This window comes from Halodesulfovibrio sp. (assembly GCF_025210605.1).
Classification (GTDB): Bacteria; Desulfobacterota; Desulfovibrionia; order Desulfovibrionales; family Desulfovibrionaceae; genus Halodesulfovibrio.
Genome location: NZ_JAOARI010000002.1, coordinates 276,445 through 297,760 on the forward strand (window position 1 = coordinate 276,445; position 21,316 = coordinate 297,760).

The following is a 21,316-nucleotide window of genomic DNA, read 5'->3' on the forward strand; positions in this document are numbered from 1 at the left end:
ACGAGTTATCCATAATAGTATATCCCAGTAAGGAAAGCGCAACATGCAAAACGAAAAAAAAATTCGAATCGGTATCTCCTCATGTCTTCTGGGCAACCCTGTACGCTTTGACGGCGGTCATAAAAAAGACCAGTGGCTTGTAAATGTTCTTGGTGAATATGTTGAATACGTACCTGTTTGTCCGGAAGTTGAAGTCGGACTTCCCATACCCAGAGAAGCAATGCGACTTGTCGGTGATCCTGAAGACCCGCGCTTGGTCACAGTAAAAACGTATCAGGAAATCACTCCAAAAATGAAGGAATATGCTGCCAAACGAGTAGTTGAGCTTGAAAAAGAAAATCTCTGTGGATTTGTTTTTAAACGCTCTTCCCCTTCCAGCGGAATGGAACGCGTAAAAGTATATAAAGATGTAGACCCGAAAGAAGCTAAAAATGCAGGAGCACCAAGCCTGAAAGGCGTCGGTATTTTTGCCAAAAAATTCATGGAACATTTTCCGCTTCTGCCAGTTGAAGAAGAAGGCAGGCTCGGCGATGCTCGTCTTCGGGAGAATTTCATTGAACAAATATTCGTCATGCAGCGCTGGCGGGAATTACGCGAGCAGCCATTTTCACTGCATAACCTGCTAGAATTTCATGCACAGCATAAATTACTTATTATGTCGCACAGTGTGGAACACTATCGCTCAATGGGAAATCTTGTAGCACACGGAAAAAAAGTTGATCCAGAAACACTCATGGAGCAATACCAGACTGAGTTACTTACTGCATTGAAGATAAAAGCCACTGTAAAAAAACATACTAATGTATTACAGCACATTGCAGGGTACTTTAAAAAACAACTTTCTCCTGATGAAAAGCAGGAGCTTCAAGAAGTAATATCACAATACCATGCGAACCTTGTTCCGCTTATTGTTCCGATAACATTGTGTAATCACTATATACGAAAGTATGATGAAAAATACTTACGCTCACAATGGTATCTCAATCCACATCCGGTTGAGCTTAAATTGCGAAACCATGTTTAAACACTGATGCAACGAATTATTATACTCTATCATACAGTTTAAAAATTGCTTTTTTGTTCACTTCTAATCGTACTTTTGATTATATATTACAAACAACACTATAAATTGAACTATTTTTTCACTGTTGAAATGTACAAACATTACACTTTATTGGTAGCTTGCTTTATAGTTTTATAAACAAAAGGTCTTTGAATAAAACAAGAAATAACCATCACCCCCTTGTCACCGGAACGGTGAATAGGTACTACTCTAATATCGTGGACTAAATTACGAATTGAGATTCCATAGGGGGTTCTTGTGAATAAAAGCGAACTTGTTAAAGTAATGGCTGAGGATCATAATCTGTCTAAAGATGAGGCAGTCATGCTTGTAAACGTCTTTTTTGACAGTATCCGCGAAGCTCTTGTCGAAGATGGTAGAGTTGAAATCCGTGGATTTGGTTCTTTTAAAGTTAAAGAATACAAAGGTTATAAAGGGCGCAACCCTAAAACAGGCGAAAGTGTAAAAGTTTCTCCTAAAAAATTACCAGTATTCCGTGCAGGAAAAGAACTCAAAGAACTGGTGAATAAATAGAGCTTCTTTTCCTACTGAACTTTGCAAATTGAGACACACGCTCCGGTTTGATTGCGCCGTGCAGTATATGCACGAAGGTGCGGTTACCAGCAATATCGCCGGACACAATCTCACATTCGTATTAGCGGTAGCCTTCCTGTGGAATTCGCAACTATACGATGCAAAGAAACCAAAAAGAGTGGAGCATAAGCCCCACTCTTTTTTTATTGTCTATTGAAAATAAAGAACACTACACGCTGGTAGTGCTCAAAATCCTATTCGCTATCACTGCCAGCACTCTCTTCTTCGCGCAGATCAAGTGTGAAATGATAGGTATCGTCATCGAAATCCTTTGAAACCACAAACCCCAGCGAACGCGCCAGTTCAACCATATTTTTGTTATCCCCAAGGGCTTCGCCTGTAATCTGCATTGTATTTCGGGAACGAAGATATTCCACAAGATGACTCATCAACATGCGCCCCAATCCTTTGCGTTTCCAGTCGCTACGTACCACAACGGCAAATTCAGAAGTCGCATTATCCGGTGAAATCATAGCTCTGGCAGACCCGACAGTCAGCGGTTCTTCACCCTCTTCTGGAATAGTCTGAGCGATAAATGCCATTTCCCTGTCGTAATCAATCTGTGTCAGCTTAACCATTTCTGAACGCGGCAGTTCACCAACATTACCAAAGAAGCGGAACCGTCTATCCTGTGGGCTCAAATGTTCGATAAAATCCCAATGCGCTTTTTCATCTTCAGGACGTATCGGGCGTAATCGTAATGTCAGGTTATCACCAACCTGTACAAGTTCTTCCAGCTCCGCAGGGTATGGACAAATTGCAAGCTGGTCTGCACCGCCTACGTCTGTCCACGCCACACGAATGGCAGCATCCAGAGCAAAAGCGCCGCTTGAATCTGCCTGAATCGGATTAATTTCAAGCTCAAAAATTTCCGGTATATCAATAAGGAGTTGTGATATCGCAACAAGCAGTTCGTATACCGCCTGCGTATCTACACCAGCAACGGTTTCACTGCCTGCAAGCTGTTTACTAACATGTGTTGTTGCAACAAGCTCTTTGGCAAGACTCATATTTAGCGGCAAAAGCTCAGTCTGCTTGTCGTGTAAAAGCGGAGCAAGCGAGCCACCGGCTCCAAAACGGATAACAGGTCCAAATTGCGGGTCAGTTTCAACTTCGACAGCTAACTCAACACCACGCAGCCGTCGTGTCATCTTCTGAACATCAAAACCATAAATACGGGCTGCTGGCTGATACTGCGCCACATTTCGCAAAATAGCTTCCGCTGCTGCGGTAGCTTCACCGCCATTTTGCACATCCAACACAACCCCGCCAGCCTGTGATTTACGGAAAATATCCGGTGATACAACTTTGATGGCGAGTGGATACCCAACTTCGTCTGCCAATGCTGCTACATCGGCAACAGACTCTGCACTACGTGTTGTAATACAGTTTATCCCATACGCTCCCAGCAAAGCCTCTGCTTCCTGCGCTGTAAGCATCTGCCTGTTTTCTTCAAGAGCCTGTAAAACAATCGCTCTGCTTTTCAGCACATCTGTTTTGCTATCAGGACGAGACTCAGGAGCTTCTGCCAACTTGATCTGGTTACTACGGTACTGCACAAGATTCAAAAAGGTACGCACAGCGCTGTCAGGCGTAAAATACGATGGAATTTTAGCTTTAGAAAATATGCTGCGGGCATTCTCTGCATCAGTTGCACCAAGCCAGCTTGTAAGAATAACTTTTTTACTGCGCTTGCAGGTTTTCGCAACCTTCTCCGCAATGCTGGCACTATCAACACCCGCTGTCGGTACATGCAGGATAAGAATCCCATCCACAGAACTATCTCGTAGCAACGGCTTAATGGCACTTGCATACATATCCGCGTCTGCCTTGGCTTCCATTACCAGCGGATTCCAGTAAGACCAGCCGCTTCCCAAAGCTTCATCAAGATGCAAACAGGCTTCATCTGTCAATTCTGCCAGTTCTCCACCTCCCTGCAACAACAAGTCAGTTGCAATAAAAGCAGGAGCACCACCGTTTGAAACTATAGCAAGCCGTTTACCTTTAAGGGGCTTTGACCATGCAAGCGCCTGAATAGTATCGAAAACAGAATCAATAGAATCCATGCGAAGCATACCTGCACGCTTGAAGGCAGCCTCGTACACATCATCCGCACCGAGAATCATACCCGTATGTGCTGCAACTGCCTGCTCTGCGGCATGCGACTTACCCGCTTTAACAACGAGTACAGGCTTAGAACGCGAAAGCGCACGGGCGGCAGACATAAACTCACGAGCATTTGTAATCGACTCAACATACAATAATACAGCCCGTGTATTCATATCGCGGTGCAGATAATCCAGTACTTCACTGAATCCGACATCAAGCATGTCTCCAAGGGAAATAACATGAGAAAAGCCAATGGATTTGGATGCTGCCCAATCGAGCACAGAGGTAAAAAGGGAGTCAGACTGCGTAATAAAAGCAACTTTGCCTGTAGAGAAAGAAGAAGATGCAAGGCTGGCATTAATGCCGAGGGAGGGATTTATAAAGCCAAGTCCGTTTGGACCAAGAAGGCGGACAGAGTATTTATGAGCGAGCGCGAAAAGCTTTTCTTTTTTGCGGGCTGCTTCCTTGGTGTTGAATCGTGAAAACCCCGTAGAAAACAAAATAGCATTCTGCGTACCGCGTTTCCCAAGCTCTTCGATATAGTACGGAACCTTATCCGCAGCCACGCAAACAATGGCTAAATCCGGCGTGATTGGTAGTGTATCAATTGCCGTATACACAGGCTGACCGAAAATTGTATCCGGTGAATCCGGCTCTGTCACTACAGGCAACACAGGTCCCAGAAATGTTCCGCCAAGCAAATTTTGCATACATTCACAGGCGGCAGTTCCAGCCTCTTCAGAAGCACCAATTATCACCACAGAGGTCGGTCGAAACATCTGTTCCAGCATCGAATAGCTCACACAGACTCCTACGATTGGTTCCAGTTAGGCGTATACAGCAACACGTATTACATACTGTAGTTGAAACGTAAATTAAGTTCAAACAGTAGTGTTGCTTTCCAGCTGTCAGCCATAGTCCCATCGCTTTTCCGCCTGCCGCTCACCGTACCAGATTCTACCGTTTACCGACACCGTTGCTGCTCACCTTGGAATTCATACCGTTCACCGAAAATGAATACTCTTTTTCACTCGGATAGTTGCATAGTGCAGTTGTTCATTAACAAACCGAGCTTGATCTCGCAGAGGTCATAAAAAACATTTCCACCTTTCCCTTATGGTTTGTTTACGGTTGTGGTGCTCACTCTTCCTTGCAGCACGAGATGACGCCACAACCGGAACATGCATTTTCCGGTTTATCATGCGGTTTGGTAAAATAAATACAACCGCACCGTTTGTTACCGATACTTATTTCGAGGAGAGCATCATGAGTCAACATAACATCATTTCAATGCAAGAAGAGCAGCGCATGTTCACCCCTTCTGCTTCCCAAAACGCAGGCACTCATATCCAGTCCCTGAAAGAATATGAAGCGCAGTACAAGCGTGCAGCCGAAGATTACGAAGGATTTTGGGCAGAGCGTACAAATGAGTTACTCGACTGGTTCTCCCCGTTTACCAGCGTGCTTGAAGCAGATATGGACACTCCGGAAATCCGTTGGTTCAACGGCGGCACACTGAATGTTGCCCATAACTGCCTCGACAGGCATCTGGAGCTTGGGCGCGAGGACAAACCAGCACTCATCTGGCAAGGGGAGCCGGAGGAAGATGTTGTGACATACACATACAAGCAACTGCATGAAGAAGTATGTCGATTTGCTAATGTTTTGAAAAAGTACGGAATCGGCAAAGGTGACCGTGTAGCCTTGTACATGCCTATGATTCCGGAACTGACCATTGCCATGCTTGCCTGCGTTCGTATTGGCGCAGTTCACTCCATTGTTTTCGCAGGCTTTTCAGCCCTCAGTCTGCAAAGCCGTGTAGTAGATTGCCAAGCTAAAGTGCTTGTCACCGCAGATGCTGTATTACGCTCCGGTCGCGTGATTCCCCTTAAAGCAAATGCTGACGAAGCACTGGTGTCCTGCCCGAGCATTAAACACGTAATTGTTGTTGACCGTGCAGGACTTACGAAACAGGGCAAGATGGAATGGCAGGAAGATCGCGACATTTGGTGGCACCAAGCAATTCAACAATCGGACATTACATCTTTCTGCGAATGTGAGCCTATGGAATCAGAGGACCCGTTATTCATCCTCTATACCAGCGGGTCTACCGGAAAACCAAAAGGCGTAGTGCATACCACAGGTGGGTATCTCACCTACGCAGCACATACCGCACAGTGGGTTTTTGATATTCAGGAATCAGACGTGTACTGGTGCACCGCTGATATTGGATGGATTACCGGTCACTCATACATCGTTTACGGCCCAATGGCGCTTGGAGCTACGACTGTTATGTTCGAAGGCGTTCCAAGTTACCCAAGTCCAGACCGCTTCTGGAGCATCGTAGAAAAATTCGGCGTAACTATTTTCTATACTGCGCCAACTGTTATCCGCGCTCTTATGCGTGAAGGAATTGACTGGACGCAGCGCCATGATCTTTCCTCCTTGCGCGTTCTTGGCACGGTGGGTGAACCTATCAACCCGGAAGCATGGATGTGGTATCACGAGCAAATTGGCAAAGGTACCACACCTATTGTTGATACATGGTGGCAGACAGAAACCGGCGGAATCATGATTGCGGCTCTGCCGTTTGCAACCCCGCTTAAGCCGGGCTCTGCAACACTTCCGTTACCGGGTATTGATGCACGTATTGTTCGACCTGACGGAAGCGATGCTGAGCCGAATGAAGGCGGACACCTTGTTATCCGCAAACCATGGCCGGGCATGCTGCGCGGGGTATTTAACGACCCTGAACGCTATAAAAGCACGTATTTTGAACGTTTTCCGGGAATGTATGAATCAGGAGACGGAGCGAGAGTAGACAACGACGGCTACTTTTGGATTATGGGACGCCTTGATGACGTTATCAACGTATCTGGACACCGTATGGGAACAGCTGAAATTGAATCAGCCCTTGTTGCTCATCCAACGGTTGCAGAAGCAGCAGTGGTTGGAATGCCACATGCCATCAAAGGCGAAAGTATCTATGCCTACGTTACCTTAAAGGCAGATGAAGAAGAAACAGAAGAATTGCGCGCACAACTTCGCACATGGGTTCGAAAAGAAATCGGTCCAATCGCTACACCGGAAGTTTTGCAGTTTGCGGAAGAACTGCCAAAAACCCGAAGCGGTAAAATTATGCGAAGGATTTTGCGAAAGATTGCTTCTGGAAGTACAGGAGACTTTGGTGACACTTCCACTTTGGCCGACCCTAGTGTCATCTCAGAACTCGTTGAGGGGCGCACTGAACTGACAGGAAGCTAACTTTTTCATTCTGCCGGTCTTCCATGAGCTTCAGGGGACAATCAGTTGTACGTTTATGCAACCTACTTAACAGTTGGAGAGCAGCCGCACCTGATTGCCCCTTAGGCTCTAGGGATGCAAGATAAATAACTAAATGCTCTTTCCCCCAGATATAATTGACATGCACTGAACAAGCATTCATTGTTCAGTGCATTTCTTTTGACAGCAGCCACGATATAGGAGGAGACGCTCCCGTACGCGGCTGCTGTCAACCATGAACACTGCCAGCGCGGGCGTAACGCGGGGCTGTGTTCAAACTCACCAGCGATGCATGAGTAATTTTACGGTCAAACTACGCTATACCAATCAAAGAACTTTATAGAAAAAAAGCTGAGTATCGAGACAGATACTCAGCCTTTTTTCTATAGCACTCACTAGCGGCTATTCAGCCAATAACATTCTTAGCAAGATGCCTCACTGCGGTAAGCATGCAATCTGTCAGTTTTCCCCCGCAACGATAAACTCAATCGATTATTTTGCGAAACCAAACAAAACATAACTTACAATACGTTCGGTATAGTCTTCAGAGTACTATACCCCCCCGTGCCCCGATGAAGACGAGCTTCACCCGGCTTCCCCCCGATCTGAACCTCAAAGATTCAGACAATCCTGTAAGATCACCCTGAAGCCGTACTATTCCCCAGCGTGGCTTAGCAATCTTTTCCCCAAGATTACCGGGAGATCTTACATCTTTAGGCGTAGTACAACATCTGTATAGGATGTTGTGACCAAAATTTTTTATCTGCCATCAATGTGCATTGTGATGTGCAGGTATTCTTCGCATGTACTCTTTACAAAGCAAGGACAATGCCAAACCACACTTTTTATATAAATAAATATATTTCGAATAGTTATAAACCTATCGAGAATGGAGGTGCACAAAAAAAGTGTCTCATGAGACGTTTCATGAGACACTTTGAGACGGTTCGAGACAGTTATCTTATTAGAAAAACATTTAAGCCAACCCAAGCTCTTTTAACTTTCGGTACAACGTAGCTCTGCCCATACCAAGCAGTTTTGCAGCTGCGGTTTTATTCCCGTTTGCAGAGGCAATTGCAGCCTGCACTTCCTCTGCGGTAACTGTATGACAAGGAACACGTACTTGCTGCATAGATGCAGGCATGTAGGCATTTGGGCTAATGAGAGGCTGAGGCGCATAGCCGCCGCCGTAAGCGGCACCGTACCCACCACCATATGGAGGGTGACGAACAACATCAGAAGTAGAAAGAGGGTCTGCGCCAAGGATTTGTACTGGCAAATGATCCAACGAAATACGACCAGAGCGGGCAAGAATGGATGCATGCTCAATGGTATGCTTTAATTCACGGATATTGCCCGGCCATGGGTGATTCATAAAAACTTGCATTACTTGTTCTGATACACCAGAAATCGAAACTCCAAGCGTGTCATTAAACATATCGATAAAGAACTGAACCAGCAGTGCCATATCATCAAGGCGCTCCCGCAATGGCGGCAAATGCACGTTCATTACGTTCAGACGATAAAATAGATCAGAACGGAATACACCTTGTGCCACGCGCTGCTGTAAATCTGCGTTGGTAGCAGCAACAATGCGCACATTAGCTTTGCGGGTAACAGTATCACCTACCCGCTCAAATTCATGGGATTCTAAAAATCTGAGTAACAACACCTGAATCCGCAATGAAATATCGCCGATCTCATCAAGAAAAATTGTGCCGCCTTCCGCAGCTTCAAACCGACCAACCTTATCTTTGGTTGCACCGGTAAATGCTCCACGAACATGACCGAACAGTTCGCTTTCCAGCAAGTTCTCTGACAAGGCAGAGCAGTTAACACGAACCAGTGGTCCATTTGCGCGTGCACCGTTGTGATGCAATGCTTCTGCCACCAGCTCCTTACCTGTACCAGACTCACCAGTCACAAGCACGGTTGTGTCCAGATCAACAAGGTTCTCCAGCATTGAGTACACATTAAGCATACTCTTGCTTGTCCCGATGATGTTTTTGAATGAGCGCCGCTCCTGCAACTGCTCTTCAAGAGAAACAAGGCGGGTAATGTCACGCAGCATGAGCATAGCACCACGCTGACCGTTAACTCCTGATGCAAACGGCGAACAGTTAATCATAAAGATATGCCGTGCATCAGAGTCCAGTAACAGCTCAACGCGCTCCTCAACGATACGCTCCCCGTACGAAAGCACATCATGGAAAAATTCATCACAGCGCAATGCCAGATCAGGCATAACCTGCGGCAACATTTTTCCAACAACATCGTCCTGCTTAACCCCGAAAAGGTCTTCTCCTGCACGGTTGATACTCTGCACGATAAGCTCAGGATCAACTGAAATCATCACGTCCTGCATAGAAGAAAAGAGAAGCTCGAGATGCTGCTTATAGCGATCTTTTTCCTGAAGGGTTCGCCTGAGCTGCATATTGGATGCACTCAGTTCTTCTGTCCGGCTGGCAACCTTCTCTTCCAACGCGCTGTTACTTTCAGAAAGTTGTTTGTAGAGAAAGAAATTTTCAATAGCGATGCTTGCTGCGACAAGCGTCATAGAAAGCAGATAATATGAAACATCTTCCGCAGGCTTATCGCCCTGAAGAACTCCGACAAACATTCCCACCGGTCCAGAGGATGTTTGCAAAGGGTGTAACAGCACGTCTCCAAGTTCTTCGAGAGTAACCGTAGTAGGATGGTTGCGACGCAATGCCCATGAGAACATGTGGTCTTCCATCAGCTGGTGGCAAGCTTCAGTAATACGTTCTGCTTCAGGGCTTGAAGAACACCACGACAACACAAAGTCATGCGACACTTCATCTACCAGCAAGAACGCCATCGTTTTAAAGGGATGGATGGCCTCTACGTTGGCTGCAATTTCTGAAAGCATCGTTGAAACATCGGCAGCTTCGCTAAGCCGATACCCAAAATGCCCCATACCTGTTGCAGCCTCCAGAATTTTTAACAATGCCTGTCTATTTTCCGGCGTGTTTGTCTTCTCTGGAGAACCAAAAGATTCATGCTCTACCATCTCACCCAACTTTGCTTATAAGTACGACCTAACCAGCCGAGAGCGTTATCCTCTACGGCTCACTTTCCACGACAGCTCGAAAACGGCGTAAACGCTGTCCGCTGCCTTTCCCTACTTGAATTACACCAGCAGCAACAAGGCTGCAACTCTCGGCACCCTACATACCATCAGTCAATATTTCATGCGTATCTGCAAGTTGCCTGTCATACTGTGACAGAATAGGAACAAGCGCAGAAGGCGAAATAGTTGTCTGCTCCAGAGTGTCTGGAAAAAAGTCAGGCAAATGAAACGTGCAGAAATCTTTTCGACGCAAGCCAGTAGCCATAATAGTTGCCAGATGCACAACGCTTGTATCAAGCGGTGCCGGTGAAGATGATGGACTGTAACAATACCGCACAATGTTAATAAGAGGTTCAGGAATATTCCATGACTCTAACAACAATGCCCCCACTTCGGCATGATTGAATCCAAAAACAGCACGTTCAGCCACGGGCAACGGTATGCCTTTTTTTCGACTGAGCAACACCGCTTTGCACATGGAAGCCGGATCATAACTAATCATAAGCAGCATACCGACAGGCTGAAGCAACCCACCAACAAACAGGCGCTCTTCCATAAGTCCATCGCACTGCGATCCCAGAAGACGTGAGAGGATACCGCAAGATATCGCGTATTCCCAAAAATCCTGAACATTAAATACAGTATCCGGAACACCAGGGAAGTGATGTACAACACTTAACCCAAGCGTTAGCGTCGTCAATTCGTTTGAGCCAAGGATTGTCAACGCACGTTCAATGCTTTCAATGCGCGCAGGAAATCCGTAAAAAGGACTGTTAACCAATTTTAAAATACGCGCAGCAAGACCGGTATCCTTGGCAACAATGCCCGCAAGCCTGCGTGAGGTTGTGAATGGAAAATTCAACTCACGCACTATTTCATAATAAATATCAGGAAACGATGTAAGCTCGAGTTGCTTTTCCACCACATCTTCAAGAGTAACCATACCCGGACGGAGAGTACTTTTGCTTGCGTAATCATAAAGATCACGCATTGACGCAGTGTCCATAATAGAAAATCTGTGACTTCGGATAGCCCGCGTAGTGCGCTTTATACAATGCGTCTTAAATTGGCGCAAAAAAGGTGATCCAGACTCCTGCCCCCGAAAAGCCTGTGTCACATAGCGCTTGGCAAGCAAATGTGCTTCATCCTCGACGGACTCTCTTTCCAACTGAGCCTGACGGGATGTTACACGCGTTCCTCCCATGATATCAGCCTCAACAACCCCCCATGCTTTAAGAATCATTATCTTTTGTTCATCTAATTCAACACCGGCCGGAAAAAGACGTTTTCCCTTCAGCCCCCGAACTTCACTTTGAAGCACCATACCGGATTGAAGCAGGTCAATACTTAATTTTCCCACAAACAACTCCTGCTATTAATAATCACAATGCAACTTAACTAATCTATCCAAAATATGATATAATTCATAGCCCTCTTTGCGCTAAAAAACTCTATACACTATTTGTAAAATCATACATAGATATAACAGTAACACCTTGTAACTTGTATGCTACAATTCAACATCTACTAATACAGTAACTAACACTGAGCGTGGTGCAGCAATGTCAGAATACAACAGTAAAGCTAAAGAAATCGTTATTCTAGGTGGTGGATTCGCCGGACTTTGGGCAGCAAAAGAATTCGGTAAAAAGGAAGGATACAACGTCACAGTTGTTGACCGGAACAACTATCACCTCTTCCAGCCCCTTTTATATCAAGTAGCATCCGCAGGGTTAGAGCCGGAACAAATTTCGTATCCACTCCGTGGCACTTTTCGCAAAATGCTGAATATTGAATTCCGCATGGCAGAAATCACCGGTGTAGATCTAGATAAAAAAGTCCTCCACAGCGATGTTGGAGCCATTCCTTACGATGGACTGATTATAGCACTGGGCAGTGTAACCAATTTCTTCGGTATCGAAGGCGCAGAAGAGTATGCATTCTCGCTCAAAAGCGCTGAAGAAGCTATCGACATCCGCAACCATATTCTTTCCTGCTTTGAATATGCACAGCACGAAACAGACCCGGAAATTCGCAAAGAACTACTGACCTTCACAATTGTCGGCGGAGGCCCTACAGGTGTTGAATATGCCGGTGCTCTTTCCGAGCTTGTGAACACATCCCTGCACCGAGACTTTCGAGGCTTAAACAAAGAGGATGTGAAGATAATGCTCATAGAGGGAGAAAACGGTCCACTCAACGGATATCCTGATTCTCTTCGCAACTATGCCAAAAGACGGTTGGAAAAACTTGGTGTGCACGGATGGTATCATCAACACGTCACTAAAGTAGAGGCAGACAAGGTAACATTAAAAAAAGGGATTACAATTCCAACACGCACAGTACTGTGGACTGCCGGAATCCGTGGCAACAAGGTTGCAGAACATATGGGCGTACCACTTGGTCATTCCAACCGAATTATTACGACACCAACACTGCAACTGGAAAATCATCCAGAAGTCCTTGTTGCTGGCGACTTAGCACTACCAATGGATGGTGATACCCCTCTCATAGGTCCTACAGTTGCTCCAAACGCAATTCAACAGGGAGCGCACTCTGCAAAGAATCTAATGAAATACTTCGAAGGGGAAGAACTCAAGCCATTTTCATACTTTGATAAAGGCTCGCTAGCCACCATTGGTCGTTCTAGCGCAGTTGTTCACTTAGGAAAACTCAAAATTACCGGTTTCTTTGCATGGATTACGTGGTTGATAATACACCTTCTCTATCTCATCGGATTCAGAAACCGCGTTATTGTCTTTATCAACTGGGCATTTGAGTACCTTTTCTTTGAACGCGGAGTACGGTTAATTATGCCGAAGACAAAAGATACAGTCCCGCAAGGAAAGGTTGATGAGTATTCAACAGAAAGTACAGAAGGCGAAGCCCTTAATGAACGTTCATCCAGCACATAACATCATGAAAAAATCACTAGGACTCGTTATATTTCAGACGGGTATGTCTTTTAGAATATGAAGTAAACAGGCAGCTGAAGTACAAAATACGTAAATATCAGGCACGGTCATACTGGCTTTTAAACAAGCGGAAGAATTTTTGGTTTACTATAATCTTTTCTAAGGTTGATAAGTATCAAAAGTACGGGCAGTATGCAGGTACGGTAATAATTTTTTATAGACCATTATTGCCATGCTGCTTTTATCGCAGATGAAATGACCCCGTTTACAGACAGAGTCGGTTTTTGAGCTGATTAAAACAAGCCGGTACAAAACGCCGTAACAATGATTGCACACTATCTATGCTGTTACGAGTTCATCTGTACAGGCGTGTTATCAAGCTGAGAGGATGTGCTTATGATTTTGAATGCCAATCAACTGAAGGCGTTGCGCCAACGCAATGATGAAGAGCTACGCAAAGAGCAGCCAAGCTACGGCTACCCCGCACAAACAATTCGTGATCTGCTTCACACTGTGGAAGCAACAAAGAAAGAAAAGAAAAAGTGGCAGCGGTTAGCTCAGGAACGCGGCAGCGTAATTGAAATCATGAAGAGAACACGGGAAGAACAAATTTAGTTCTTACTAAAAAAGGAAAGGGCATCCTTTCCTTTTTTTACGTCACATATCCTGTCCTAGAAAAAGTGCATAACCCTAAGACTTATTATAAAGAACCAACCTAAAACAAGGACTAAACGTTCTCAGCGACGATAATAGCATGTTGCCTGAGAACTACATTCTTTCAGTATAAAAAGCCTGTGGCTATACGAGACATCAGGCAAGCACAGTTTAATGTCACTATTTTTTTGGCTCTTTTGTTCCTGAATAGGTACAGGCGTTGCGAATCATTCTGTAGTGCCCTTCTTTATCAACCCCGATAGGACGCCCGCACAAACAGAAAACCTTGCCGTCCCGCTCATCGATTTCGAATATCTTTTTTATTCGATCCTTATGACACCGGACGACCTCACCCTTGCCTATTTTATAGTATTTCCAAAGCTTCCTGCGGCAGGATGCACACTTAAAAGTCAGCATTATATTCCTCCTGACGGGTTAGCCATACCAAAATTAGCACCTAGAACACGACGAGTCTTGGTGACTCATTAAAAATCCGGTGCTCTATCAAATTCGAGCATTTCACCGGAAACAGGATGCGCTATCTTCAAGTATCTTGAATGCAACATCAAGCGTTCACCGGGGTTACGGGTTCCATACAGATTATCTCCCACAATCGGACAACCTAGCCCGAATTTGTGCGATGAATGCACACGCAGTTGATGCGTACGTCCAGTAATCAAGTCAAACGCAATGCGCGTCTTTCCATTCTGATAATCAAGTTTTTCCCACAGGGTAATACAACGCTTGCCTTGAAGAGGGTCATATATGCGGATAGGGCTGTTGAACCAGTCCAGACGCAACGGCAGATCAATAGTACCGCTCTCTCCTCGCACTTCCCCATCAAGAATTGCTTCATATTTTTTACCAACACGACGCTCGCGGAATTCTGTTGAAAGATTCCGCTTTGCTTCCATTGTCAGTCCTAAAATAAGAATCCCAGAAGTGGACATATCAAGGCGATGCGCTTCTGGATGCTCAATACATTCCGGATACATTTCGCGTACACGGCTTACCACACAATCAGCCTTTTCCGGCCCCTTGCCGGGAACAGACAATAAGCCGGAAGGCTTATACACTACAACACAGTGTTCATCTTCGTATAAAACATCTATTGAAAGATGCGATGCATCATATTTATCAAACATGTATCATTCCAAACGTTATGTAAGCCCACAAAGCATAAAACCGAGAATCGGCTGGCATTTTTCTTCGCACGCTTCATAAAAATTGCCGTGCTGCCGTGTTTGTGACTTATTCTCCGCCCCGAAAAAAAATTCTGCAATACCAAGTGGTGTCAGTTGATTCTGCTGTGCATAGTGAATCAACTTAGGAGCGCAGCAATCTGCCGTTCCGGTACGCATTCCCTGCTTGCTGAAAAATACGTCCTTCAACTGCTTCTGTTCTCCCTTAAAATTCCCAAGAACATATACTCCGTACAATTCATCCATCAACGCGCGAGAGCACGCTTTACGCTCCTGCTTCAACTGGCGTAGCAACGTGGTCTCTGCGGGATCAAGTGCGGCAATACGTTCCGAATACTCGTTAACAACCTTGTTCCCAACAGAGTAGACTTCGTTATACCGACCCAAATCCATAACAGGCGGAACCCATCCGGGGATTTCGTACATTCTGTCATACTGACCGGAAAAAGCGCGGACAATACCTACAGTGCCATCCTGCTTTTTGCAGACCATAATGCCGAGCATCTGCCCCAGAGCTTTACCCCAAAGGTAATCCAAGCTGTAATGCGGATCACCTTCAAGCGCATCCAGTTTACTTTGAATGATGTGACGGTCTGCAACACCTTCTGGAACAGGAAGGAGCATATCCCCCTTGTCTTCCAGTTCTTGCATCAACGCTTTTGCATAAAAGCGAGCCTGCCCGTATGGTACAGAGTGTACACTCCCGCATGCAGCGCAATAGCCGAATGCCGCTGCTTCTTCAGAAAATTCATCTGTACATGTCTCCACAGGAATAAACACTCTTCTCTCCTTAGGCGTAAATAGCAGAGTTCCATGTTCTGCACCGCAAGGTATATAGGCACTGAATGCAAGAACAGCAAGGGAATGATGATCTACAGACAGCACAAGCAAAAAACATGTGCCTGCCAGTCTGCGAACAAAAAAAAACGAGGTGATAAACACCTCGTTTTTTTTTGCAGATCTACCGGATAGAATGACTATAATTTATAAAAAATCCCTATAGTAGCGGCAGCTTACCCTGCATAGAACATGACGGCAAACACCTAAAGAGAAAATCAATGTATCGAGCGTAGTATCCGGAAATCCAGCGATGTTACCATCGCTTATATTGCAACACGGCATAAGGACTGCGATTTAGAGGCATAATAAGAAAACATACGACCAGGGATGCATGACCTGAATGCCTTTTCTATTCTGCGTACTCCTACGCTTCCATTGCCGATGCAATGTTCTTAGTGGTTGCCGCAAGTGTGACCGCTACCGCCGCCACAAGTAAATTCCTGTGAGAAGCGAGGAAGAGAGCCAGCAATAAATGCGCTGATTGCATCCTGCACGTTTGCTGCACCGTTACCGTGCAGAACATCAATGCCAACCTGACGGAAGCCCATCAATGGACGCATGCCCATACCGCCGGAAATAATAGCCTGCACTTTGTGCTCTGCAAGGTAATTTACAGGAGCCATGCAACCGCCATGTTCATGCGGAATATTAGGGATAACTTCAACATTGGAAATGTTGCCGTTTTCTACAGAAACAAGTGTGTACATCTGGCAATGGCCAAAGTGTGCATCCACGCCAGCTTCGAGTCCACCTGGTACTGCTGATGGAACTGCTACGAGAGTTGAAGACATATTTTCTCCTTGTAACATGTCAAATTTCTAGTGCTGCAAAATAAAATTACAGCTGTAAGAGTACATTATTCCAGATACCGGCAAAGGCAGTGTACATAACTGAATCAAATTCGGTAACAGTCTTGCGCTCCACCATAGCTGCTGTAACAGCATCTGAGTGGGGAACACGACCGACTACCGGATATCCGTGCTGAGTGCAAAACGATTCAATTTTATCTGTCATGTCGGTATTTAAATCATATTTATTAATGACCACACATCCTTTTACACGGAAGTGGTCACACAATGCGGCAACGCGTTCTAAATCATGCAGCCCTGACGGGGTAGGCTCAGTGACAAACACGGCAAGATCTGTCCCCGAAAGAGAGCTGATAACAGGACAACCGATCCCCGGCGCACCATCCGCAAGCAAAATCTCATGACCATGTTCTTTTGCTGTTTTGCGCGCTTCATCTTTTAACAACGCCACAAGTCTGCCGGAGTTTTCTTCGCCCGGATACAGTTGCGCATGTACAAGATTACCGAAACGGGTCTCAGACCTGTACCATTCGCCACATTTTTTTAATTCGAAATCAATTGCTTCAGCAGGACACAGCGCTACGCAAACCTTGCAGCCTTCGCACTTCAGCGGGTCAACAACATAACGACCATTGTCCAGCTTGATAGCGTCAAAGCGACAGCGGGTTAAACATTCACCACACTGTACACAGTCGTCCTGACGTATGCTTGCTTCATATCCAGACCAAAATTCATGATCCTGATACTTTTCCGGCTGGCTGATAAGATGAAAATCTGGTGCATCTACATCCAAATCGCATAGAATCGCATTTTCGGAAAGATGAGCAAACGCGCCAGTAACAGTTGTTTTACCAGCTCCGCCCTTGCCGCTGATTACGAGAATCTCATGCATGGACAGACTCCTGAATAGAACGGGTCAATTCTTCAAACACAGGCTTCAAACTTGGAACTGCATCAGTAATTACTGACCCTGTTGAATACGCTTCTGCAATACCTCTTTCAAACGGAATCTCCGCCCAAATCGGAATATTTTTTTCTTTACAGAAGTCGTACACCTGTCTGTCACCAATTCCTGCCTTATTTATCACAACGCCTGTGGGCTTGTTAAAGACAGAAAAGGCTTCATACGCAATCTTAAAATCATAAAATCCAAACGGGGTAGGCTCTGTTACCAGCACCAGACAATCTGCATCTGCGACAGCACAAACAGCAGGGCAACTCGCACCGGGAGGAGAGTCGAGAATAACATCACGAGAATCATGTTCATACGTTGAAAAGACCTCGTTTTTAACCAACTTCATTAGTGGAGGACACATCGCCTCACCGATGCGTAGTCTACCCATATGGAACGCAATATCACCGGAAGTGCCATGGCACAGCTCGCCCAGCTCGCGAGAACTCTCTGTTAATGCGCCGGTTGGACACACAGCAATACAACCGCCACAACCATGACACATATCTGGAAAAGTTAATAAAGTATCCCCTATTAATGCAATTGCCTTAAACTGGCACAACTCAGCGCAGGCTCCACAAGAGGTGCACATCCTCTCGTCTGCTTCAGGAACTTCTATATAGCCTTTTTCCGTTCCGGTGATTGCAGGATGTAAAAATAGATGAAGATTCGGCTCTTCAATATCAAGGTCAACCGCAGCAACAGGGGCTTTCCAGTTAGCTGCCAATGCTGCGGTAACCGTAGTTTTTCCAGTGCCACCTTTACCGCTGGCTACTGCAATAATCACTAGAAGCGACCTCCGCCTCTTTGACCGCCACAGCGTCCACCGCCCTGACCGCCACCTTGTCCGCGACCCATACCACGGCCTTGACCGCGTCCGCCGCCACCTTGACCACGTCCGGCACCATTACAGTTCCCTGCATTTGGGGTCTGCTGAGGAGCCTGAGCAGCACCGCCGCCCATACCGCTTTTCCCTTCAGCATTAGGTGAAGCTGCAAGAGTGATATTGCCGTTGTTAAATTCTTCCACTGCCTTGCGCACGGTCATGTTTTCAACATCCTGACCAACTTGAACATGTGCCGCTTCCAATGCAGTAAACGCTTTAGGACCTACATAGCCGGTGAGTACAACCTGTGCACCGCTTCCTGCTACGTTCTGTGCAGCTTGAATGCCTGCACCTTGAGACATGGTCTGAGAAAGACCATTATCCAAGTAAGAAAATTCAAGACTCTGAGAATCGACAATCAAAAAGCCAGGTGCTCGTCCGAAACGAGGGTTAACAGTATCGTCAAGTGTGGGACCATTGGTACTGATTGCTAATTTAACTGATTCCATAAAAATACTCCTTGTGATGTCATTGCATCAGAAAATGCTGGCTCAAGCGCCTCAGCGTTACATATATTCACGCCGGACTTACCTCTCTGTCTGCTTACCACCTGAAAAACAAGGCTGTCCTGCTTCATTCTTAGCTTGTAAGTCTGCTTCAAATTTATAATCCCCACCTTCAACTCGAATCGCGCATCCTTTTGCAAGCGCTGTTGCCACAGTTTTTCGAGCACCAGCTAAAATGCGACCAAGAGTAGGACGGGAAACACCCATCTGTGTTGCAGCTTCTTCCTGTAAAAATCCCTCAGCATCAATCAACTGTAACGCTTCAAATTCGTCAACAGACAATTCTACTGTTCTTAAATCCATCATCGGAATTCCCTGTGGTTTATAAAAGACCACATGAGGCATCTTTCTGACAACGCGGGTTATTTTTCGTCTGCCCACAGATTCTCCTGTTCGGTTAGTAAGTGTTCACACTGTATGCCCTCGCTTTGCAAAGTCAACACAAAAAATGAGCATAGGCTCAAAACAAATCATAACTGGTTGATTTATTTTGAACCTATGCTCAAAATTTTTTTGTCTCATTGTCGGGCTGAATCTAATTTAGATACAACTTATAATCGTAGCACTGTCAATTCAAAAAGCGCTTACAGCAAATCCATTTCCATACCTGATAGAAATAGTAAAAAATAAACAGCCAACACTAACAACACCTAGTTATAGTGACTAGTTAGTACCGTATGGCATTTCGACCAGCTTTTTTGGCTTCGTATAGCTTTACATCCACTCGATGCAATAACGACTTGATAGAATCATCGCTATATTCAACAAGCCCTATGGAAACACTTACGGGCAAGGTTACATCCTCATACACACATGGAGTTTTTTCAATGACTGCATGAAGCTTTCGGGCTGCGGCAACACCGCCACTTATATCAGTCTGTGGGAACAGAACAAGAAACTCGTCACCACCTATTCTAAATACAGAGTCATTTCGGCGCACAGTTGACTGCACACAGTTAGCAACATGCTGAAGCAGATGGTCACCAGCCGGATGTCCATACTGGTCATTGACCTGTTTAAAAAAGTCCAAATCAAGCATGAGAGTTGAAAACTCTTCCTCAACCTCTTTGGCTTGCGAAATGTGATAGTCCAAAGCCTTCATTGCAGCTCGGCGGTTTCCAATACTCGTTAACTCATCTTTCAATGAAAGTTCAGTTAGCTTCTTATTAAGAAACGTAATTTTACCCTGTTTCGTATTCATGCGGCACTGCTGGACAAACACCACGCACGAGAACGAGAATGCCAAAAATATAGTGAAAATACGCGCCATGTCATAATATTTATTTTTAATAGGATCATGTCCAAGCAAGAGTTTCCATGTGCCATTTGGAACCCCTATCTCCATTTCCACAGCATTTTCAGCACGCCATTTTGCTGATGAAAACAATACAGGCGCTATCTTCGCATCAGGATTCGCACCTTCTAATTTTATGTATAAGCCTTGCCCCTCAAGCTTGCGAACCCTCGGCGGTAAAATTCTATCAACGGACAGTACTGCTATGGTAAAGCCCCAAAATTGTTCATTACCATCTACAATTTTGAATATTGGTTTTCTGGCAATGACAGCATATTTGTCATTTTGAATCAGTTTTACAGGTCCAATAAATGTGACTTTACGACTATGAACTGTCTTTAAGGCTCCATTAGCACGCTTTGCATCGTGCAATAAATCATGTCCAATCGCACCTTCATTACCTCGTAAAGGATGAATTTTAGAAACAACACCACTTGGAGCAAGCTGAATCGAATCAACTCTAGAATTCATTGTAAAAAGTTGTTCAGCCCACTTTTCAAAGTCATCTATATTATAATTATTGGATTTGATAAGTACGTCCAAAGATTCTGTAAGTACAATTCCATATGAGATATTGCGTTGCACTTCCTGACCAATGAGCGCACCAGTATTGAGTAATGTATCACGTATTAATGCTTTTTCATGTTCAGCATCACTTCTAATAATAACTTCGACTAAACCTATTGTTATTAAAGTCATACTTAAGCAAAGCAAAGCTGTACTAATGATATTTATTTTACTATTTTTCTGCATAATATTTAGGCTCTTCAAAACAATATTTCTATATAATTACAAACAACAACGCTCAATATTGTCCTGATGGTATGAAAAAAAATGCTCAAAAGAAAATAAGACGTATATACTGTAGTAACTATCATTATTGCAACGTACTTTGTACATAATTTTGCGATAAGAATTCACTGCATAGAAATTTTGAAAAAAAAAAGTCCTCATACTTTCGTATGAGGACTAAATTTACGTGGCGGAGCCGACGAGACTCGAACTCGCGGCCTCCGGCGTGACAGGCCGGCGTTATAACCGACTTAACTACGGCTCCGCAGGATGGTGGGCGGTACAAGGCTCGAACTTGTGACCCTCGGCTTGTAAGGCCGATGCTCT

General features: G+C 45.1%; 17 protein-coding genes and 1 tRNA gene. 5 read left to right on the forward strand and 13 right to left on the reverse strand.

What is annotated here, in order from left to right:
- Positions 1–43 precede the first annotated feature (43 nt).
- Both N4A56_RS01260 and N4A56_RS01265 read left to right on the forward strand, forming a co-directional pair.
- Positions 44–1,024 (forward strand): DUF523 and DUF1722 domain-containing protein, encoded by a 981-nt coding sequence (locus N4A56_RS01260; protein WP_293671717.1) that lies wholly within the window; start codon positions 44–46, stop codon positions 1,022–1,024.
- 297 nt (positions 1,025–1,321) lie between these two features.
- Positions 1,322–1,597 (forward strand): HU family DNA-binding protein, encoded by a 276-nt coding sequence (locus N4A56_RS01265; RefSeq protein WP_293671715.1) that lies wholly within the window; start codon positions 1,322–1,324, stop codon positions 1,595–1,597.
- A gap of 254 nt (positions 1,598–1,851) precedes the next feature.
- Here N4A56_RS01265 and N4A56_RS01270 read toward each other — a convergent pair whose 3' ends face one another.
- The gene (locus tag N4A56_RS01270; RefSeq protein ID WP_295544476.1) at positions 1,852–4,569 is read right to left on the reverse strand and encodes a bifunctional acetate--CoA ligase family protein/GNAT family N-acetyltransferase; all 2,718 of its coding nucleotides are present in this window, start codon (positions 4,567–4,569) and stop codon (positions 1,852–1,854) included.
- A 463-nt stretch (positions 4,570–5,032) separates the two neighbouring features.
- Here N4A56_RS01270 and acs point away from each other — a divergent pair, with 463 nt between their 5' ends.
- On the forward strand, positions 5,033–7,030 hold the full coding sequence (gene acs / locus N4A56_RS01275; RefSeq protein WP_295544478.1) for an acetate--CoA ligase: 1,998 nt from the start codon (positions 5,033–5,035) through the stop codon (positions 7,028–7,030).
- A gap of 994 nt (positions 7,031–8,024) precedes the next feature.
- On the opposite strand, the gene N4A56_RS01280 is transcribed toward acs, so the two are convergent.
- Together N4A56_RS01280 and N4A56_RS01285 are read right to left on the reverse strand one after the other, a co-directional pair.
- Positions 8,025–10,079 (reverse strand): sigma 54-interacting transcriptional regulator, encoded by a 2,055-nt coding sequence (locus N4A56_RS01280; RefSeq protein ID WP_293671710.1) that lies wholly within the window; start codon positions 10,077–10,079, stop codon positions 8,025–8,027.
- A 157-nt stretch (positions 10,080–10,236) separates the two neighbouring features.
- On the reverse strand, positions 10,237–11,499 hold the full coding sequence (locus tag N4A56_RS01285; RefSeq protein ID WP_293671708.1) for an HDOD domain-containing protein: 1,263 nt from the start codon (positions 11,497–11,499) through the stop codon (positions 10,237–10,239).
- 202 nt (positions 11,500–11,701) lie between these two features.
- On the opposite strand from N4A56_RS01285, the gene N4A56_RS01290 reads away from it, so the two are divergent.
- Positions 11,702–13,054 (forward strand): NAD(P)/FAD-dependent oxidoreductase, encoded by a 1,353-nt coding sequence (locus N4A56_RS01290; protein ID WP_295544481.1) that lies wholly within the window; start codon positions 11,702–11,704, stop codon positions 13,052–13,054.
- A 396-nt stretch (positions 13,055–13,450) separates the two neighbouring features.
- Complete coding sequence (locus N4A56_RS01295) at positions 13,451–13,669, forward strand: hypothetical protein (RefSeq protein WP_293671705.1); 219 nt, start codon at positions 13,451–13,453, stop codon at positions 13,667–13,669.
- A 219-nt stretch (positions 13,670–13,888) separates the two neighbouring features.
- Here the strand turns inward: N4A56_RS01295 and N4A56_RS01300 are convergent, their stop codons facing one another.
- The 10 genes from N4A56_RS01300 to N4A56_RS01345 form a co-directional block, all read right to left on the reverse strand.
- A complete protein-coding gene (locus N4A56_RS01300; RefSeq protein ID WP_293671703.1) occupies positions 13,889–14,125 on the reverse strand; it encodes a hypothetical protein in 237 nt (78 codons plus the stop codon).
- Between the two features lie 68 nt (positions 14,126–14,193).
- Positions 14,194–14,853, reverse strand: a complete 660-nt coding sequence (locus N4A56_RS01305) for an RluA family pseudouridine synthase (protein WP_295544483.1) — start codon at positions 14,851–14,853, stop codon at positions 14,194–14,196.
- 15 nt (positions 14,854–14,868) lie between these two features.
- The gene (locus N4A56_RS01310) at positions 14,869–15,690 is read right to left on the reverse strand and encodes a hypothetical protein (RefSeq protein WP_295544486.1); all 822 of its coding nucleotides are present in this window, start codon (positions 15,688–15,690) and stop codon (positions 14,869–14,871) included.
- 452 nt (positions 15,691–16,142) lie between these two features.
- Positions 16,143–16,541 (reverse strand): NifB/NifX family molybdenum-iron cluster-binding protein, encoded by a 399-nt coding sequence (locus tag N4A56_RS01315; protein ID WP_293671697.1) that lies wholly within the window; start codon positions 16,539–16,541, stop codon positions 16,143–16,145.
- A gap of 46 nt (positions 16,542–16,587) precedes the next feature.
- Positions 16,588–17,451, reverse strand: coding sequence for an ATP-binding protein (locus N4A56_RS01320; RefSeq protein ID WP_295544489.1), 864 nt, complete (start codon positions 17,449–17,451; stop codon positions 16,588–16,590).
- Positions 17,444–18,298 carry an ATP-binding protein gene (locus N4A56_RS01325; protein ID WP_293671693.1) on the reverse strand — a complete coding sequence of 285 codons (855 nt, stop codon included), beginning with the start codon at positions 18,296–18,298 and terminating at the stop codon, positions 17,444–17,446. Before N4A56_RS01325 ends, N4A56_RS01320 begins: the two co-directional genes overlap by 8 nt.
- Positions 18,298–18,846, reverse strand: coding sequence for a NifB/NifX family molybdenum-iron cluster-binding protein (locus tag N4A56_RS01330; RefSeq protein WP_295544492.1), 549 nt, complete (start codon positions 18,844–18,846; stop codon positions 18,298–18,300). Before N4A56_RS01330 ends, N4A56_RS01325 begins: the two co-directional genes overlap by 1 nt.
- A gap of 78 nt (positions 18,847–18,924) precedes the next feature.
- Positions 18,925–19,284 carry a DUF134 domain-containing protein gene (locus tag N4A56_RS01335; protein WP_293671689.1) on the reverse strand — a complete coding sequence of 120 codons (360 nt, stop codon included), beginning with the start codon at positions 19,282–19,284 and terminating at the stop codon, positions 18,925–18,927.
- 286 nt (positions 19,285–19,570) lie between these two features.
- Entirely contained in the window at positions 19,571–20,950 is a 1,380-nt protein-coding gene (locus N4A56_RS01340; protein WP_295544495.1) for a sensor domain-containing diguanylate cyclase, read from the reverse strand.
- A gap of 227 nt (positions 20,951–21,177) precedes the next feature.
- Positions 21,178–21,254 (reverse strand) — tRNA-Asp (locus N4A56_RS01345).
- Positions 21,255–21,316 lie beyond the last annotated feature (62 nt).

Bases quoted from the DNA above. Each gene is read 5' to 3' on its own strand.
- N4A56_RS01315 (WP_293671697.1), bottom strand. From the start codon at position 16,541: ATGTCTTCAACTCTCGTAGCAGTTCCATCAGCAGTACCAGGTGGACTC.
- N4A56_RS01260 (WP_293671717.1), top strand. From the start codon at position 44: ATGCAAAACGAAAAAAAAATTCGAATCGGTATCTCCTCATGTCTTCTG.
- N4A56_RS01280 (WP_293671710.1), bottom strand. From the start codon at position 10,079: ATGGTAGAGCATGAATCTTTTGGTTCTCCAGAGAAGACAAACACGCCG.
- N4A56_RS01330 (WP_295544492.1), bottom strand. From the start codon at position 18,846: ATGGAATCAGTTAAATTAGCAATCAGTACCAATGGTCCCACACTTGAC.
- N4A56_RS01340 (WP_295544495.1), bottom strand. From the start codon at position 20,950: ATGCAGAAAAATAGTAAAATAAATATCATTAGTACAGCTTTGCTTTGC.
- N4A56_RS01295 (WP_293671705.1), top strand. From the start codon at position 13,451: ATGATTTTGAATGCCAATCAACTGAAGGCGTTGCGCCAACGCAATGAT.
- N4A56_RS01290 (WP_295544481.1), top strand. From the start codon at position 11,702: ATGTCAGAATACAACAGTAAAGCTAAAGAAATCGTTATTCTAGGTGGT.
- N4A56_RS01305 (WP_295544483.1), bottom strand. From the start codon at position 14,853: ATGTTTGATAAATATGATGCATCGCATCTTTCAATAGATGTTTTATAC.
- N4A56_RS01300 (WP_293671703.1), bottom strand. From the start codon at position 14,125: ATGCTGACTTTTAAGTGTGCATCCTGCCGCAGGAAGCTTTGGAAATAC.
- acs (WP_295544478.1), top strand. From the start codon at position 5,033: ATGAGTCAACATAACATCATTTCAATGCAAGAAGAGCAGCGCATGTTC.
- N4A56_RS01320 (WP_295544489.1), bottom strand. From the start codon at position 17,451: ATGCATGAGATTCTCGTAATCAGCGGCAAGGGCGGAGCTGGTAAAACA.